The organism is Bacillus sp. AP50 (assembly GCF_040492675.1).
In the GTDB taxonomy this organism is placed as follows: Bacteria; Bacillota; Bacilli; order Bacillales; family Bacillaceae_G; genus Bacillus_A; species Bacillus_A cereus.
In genome coordinates this window covers 1-3186 of record NZ_JBEUTW010000316.1, presented here as the reverse complement: position 1 = coordinate 3186, position 3186 = coordinate 1, and the positions used below count along the sequence as shown (strand labels likewise).

The following is a 3186-nucleotide window of genomic DNA, read 5'->3' as shown; positions in this document are numbered from 1 at the left end:
CCCTTACTCTCTCTAAAAATTTCGTATCAATTTTTTCAGGGTTAAATTTTTCATAAAACTTTTTAGAAGGATTATTCGTAACAACCCAAACTAAAAGTGATTGCATGTTATTGTTTATACAATCCGATAATAAAGTTTGAAATAACTTTTGTCCTATTTTCATTCCTTGATACTCTTGTAAAAGGTAGATTGCATATAATTCTCCATCACAATTATATGTACCAGTTCTTTCTACTCCCCCATCGATGAATCCAACTATTTCTCCATTTAAATTCTCTGCTACAAATCTAAATCGATGATTACCTTCTTTTTGAAAAATATCTTCCCATTGTTTTTCTCGTTTCTCATATGCTATATTATCTAGAATTTCGTCAGCAAATATCCCTTTATACGTTGTTTTCCAACTATCGACATGCACCTTTGCTATACCTTGTATATCATCCTCTATTGCTCTTCTAATATGTATTCCCATCATTTCTCTTCTTCATTCTTTCTCATCATTATATCAATTTCATTCCTTAAAAATCCAAATAAAAAAGAGTGAATTTGAACTTCACTCTTTTTTGTCACAATTATCTACTTTCCACTTCAACTGAAACTACTCGATCTATCTCTTTCAGGGAACTATATAACTCTGTTGTATATAAATCTTCTGGAGCTAAAATAACCATCTCCAGTTGCTGAAATGCTCCACTATCTATATCTTTAATTTTCACGCGTTTCACATGCATGCCTAAATTTTTAATTTGCTTAAATATACCATCTAACTCATGATGCTCTTTAACAGTAATTTTTATAGATAAATCCTTTTGTCTTAATGAATACGGTCCTGCAATTTTCACAAGTTGCGGAAGTACATTAATCGCTAAAATAATTAAAACCATAGCAACTGTCGCTTGTAAATAAAATCCTGCACCAATTGCGATCCCTAAAGCTGAAGCAGCCCACACCATAGAAGCTGTTGTTAATCCAGAAATAACGTCATTACTTCTTCGTAAAATGACACCTGCGCCAAGAAAACCAATTCCACTAACAATTTGAGCGGCCAGTCGCATCGGATCCATATTTGTATGTCCTGGAACAGAATATACATGCACAGATTCAATTGAAACCATCGTAATTAAACAACTTGCTACAGAAATAACCATACTTGTTTTCACACCCAGTGGTTTATTCTTTAGCTGCCTATCTATCCCGATGAATAATCCTAAAAAGAGTGCTAAACCTAATTTGAGTAAAAATTCATATGACATATTCCCATTCTCCTTACTTTACAATGTTTCCCTTAGAATAACTCACTATAACTCTTTTATGATATCAATTCCAGTCTTTTCTATTCATTTAACGTAAAAAACCGAAAAAACATTTATAACGATGTTTCTCCGGCTTTTTATTACACTTTAGATTCTTCTTTATTTCTGATCTTTAATCTTAATTTCTGCATCTTTGTAGAATGCTAATTTACTGTCATTATACTCTTTTGTAAATTTGTTAAACTGCTCTTTCGACTTTTGTGCTTCCACATTTAATTCATTAACAGTTTTAACTTTTTCACCGATTTCTTTTAATTTCGTTTCTTTTACTTTTAATTTTTCATACAGTTCTTTTTCAGTCGCTAACACTTTCGTGTAATTTTCATTCATCTTTTGGAATGCATCATAACGATTCTTATACGACTCTTCTACTGCTTTTGCTTGTTTTTGTAACTTCTTATCTTCAATCTTCTCTATATTACTTTGAACAGATTTCGTTTCCTTCTGTGCTTTTTCTAGCATTTCTTTCTCACTTTTCAATACTTTTTCACGATCATCTACATTTGCAGTAGCTTGCTCTATTTTCTTCACAACTGCTTCATTATGATCTTTACCTTCTTGCAAAATTTGAGCATATAATTCTTGCCCTTGTTTCTCTAACTGCTCTAATTTTTTTGCTTCATCCACTAAAGATTTTTCTTGTGTTGCTGCTGTTTCAAAAGCTGTATATAGATTTTCTTCTGGCTTTTCACCGAAACAACCTGTTAAAAGTCCTACTGATAATGCTCCAACTACTGCTACTTTTCCATACTTCAACGTTCATTCCTCCATTACATACGGTTATCATGCCAGAAGTTCACTGGGAAGTGACTTTCTTCATGATAAGCTTCGAACTCATAACCTTTTTCTTTTAGCCCTTTTAAAATTGCTGGCACAGCAGCAACTGATTGCGGGTGAATATCATGCATTAAAATTACTTCTTGTGGTTTTGTTGCGTTTGTTAATACATTTTGAGCAATTTGTGCTGCAGCTGCATCAACTGGCATTTTATTGTATCTCCAATCTAATGAATCAATTGTCCAATCCCATACTTTAAATCCGCCTTCTACCACTTTATTTCGAAGACCTTCATTTAATCCAGGCATCGAACCATATGGAGGACGTGTTAATTTAGGTGATTTCCCAATAATATTAGCGATTAAACCTTGATCTTCTTTCATCTCATTTACATACTCGCCATTTTTATATAACTTTGCGAAATTATGTGTCATACTATGCATGCCTACATAATGACCCTCAGCATTTTCACGTTTCACTAAATCAGGAAATTCTTTTACATTCGCTCCAATTAAAAAGAACGTCGCCTTCGCATCATGTTGTTTTAGCGTATTTAATAATTCAGCCGTATATTTCCCTGGCCCATCGTCAAATGTAAGATAAGCAACTTTTCTTTCTTTTCCATTAAAACGACTTGGTGCCGTTTTATTCATTTCAACTTTCGGCTGTTCACTTGCAAGCTGCACTACATTTTCTTGTTTCGCAACAGCTTTTGCTGGTGAAGTAATTGATTGAAACATGTAATACCCAATAGCTACTGCGGCAATCGCTATTAAAACGACTACTATTTGTTTAATTTTTAAAGCTTTTTCCATTCTATCGAATTCCTCTCCCTATTAATCTTATATATAAATCGCCCAATATAATTATACATCTATTTATTTTTATTTCACCATATAAATAGATTTTATTTGTATTATAATGGGAGTTTTATTAAAATTGTTGTTCCTATTCCTTCTTTGCTTGTAACACTAAGCGCACCGCCATGAAGCTCTACCATTTTTTTAACGATAGCTAAACCAATACCTGCACCTGCAGCATGATTATTAATTTGGTAAAATGATTGCTCAATATATGGTAAATGTTCTTTAGCAAT

At 32.8% G+C, this 3186-nt stretch carries 5 protein-coding genes; all 5 read right to left on the bottom strand.

Translation table 11 applies throughout. The features are described from left to right. Window positions 1-472 (bottom strand): GNAT family N-acetyltransferase (locus tag ABWK52_RS21090; RefSeq protein WP_353772116.1); only part of this gene is annotated, 472 nt, incomplete at its 3' end. A gap of 100 nt (window positions 473-572) precedes the next feature. Continuing rightward, complete coding sequence (locus tag ABWK52_RS21085) at window positions 573-1253, bottom strand: MgtC/SapB family protein (RefSeq protein WP_000119510.1); 681 nt, start codon at window positions 1251-1253, stop codon at window positions 573-575. 159 nt (window positions 1254-1412) lie between these two features. Next, window positions 1413-2069, bottom strand: coding sequence for a YkyA family protein (locus ABWK52_RS21080; protein WP_000873565.1), 657 nt, complete (start codon window positions 2067-2069; stop codon window positions 1413-1415). A gap of 14 nt (window positions 2070-2083) precedes the next feature. Then, entirely contained in the window at window positions 2084-2905 is an 822-nt protein-coding gene (locus ABWK52_RS21075) for a peptidoglycan-N-acetylglucosamine deacetylase (RefSeq protein WP_000409484.1), read from the bottom strand. Window positions 2906-3006: 101 nt separating this feature from the next. Further along, window positions 3007-3186: ATP-binding protein (locus ABWK52_RS21070; protein WP_353772115.1), on the bottom strand; the 180-nt coding region annotated here is incomplete at its 5' end.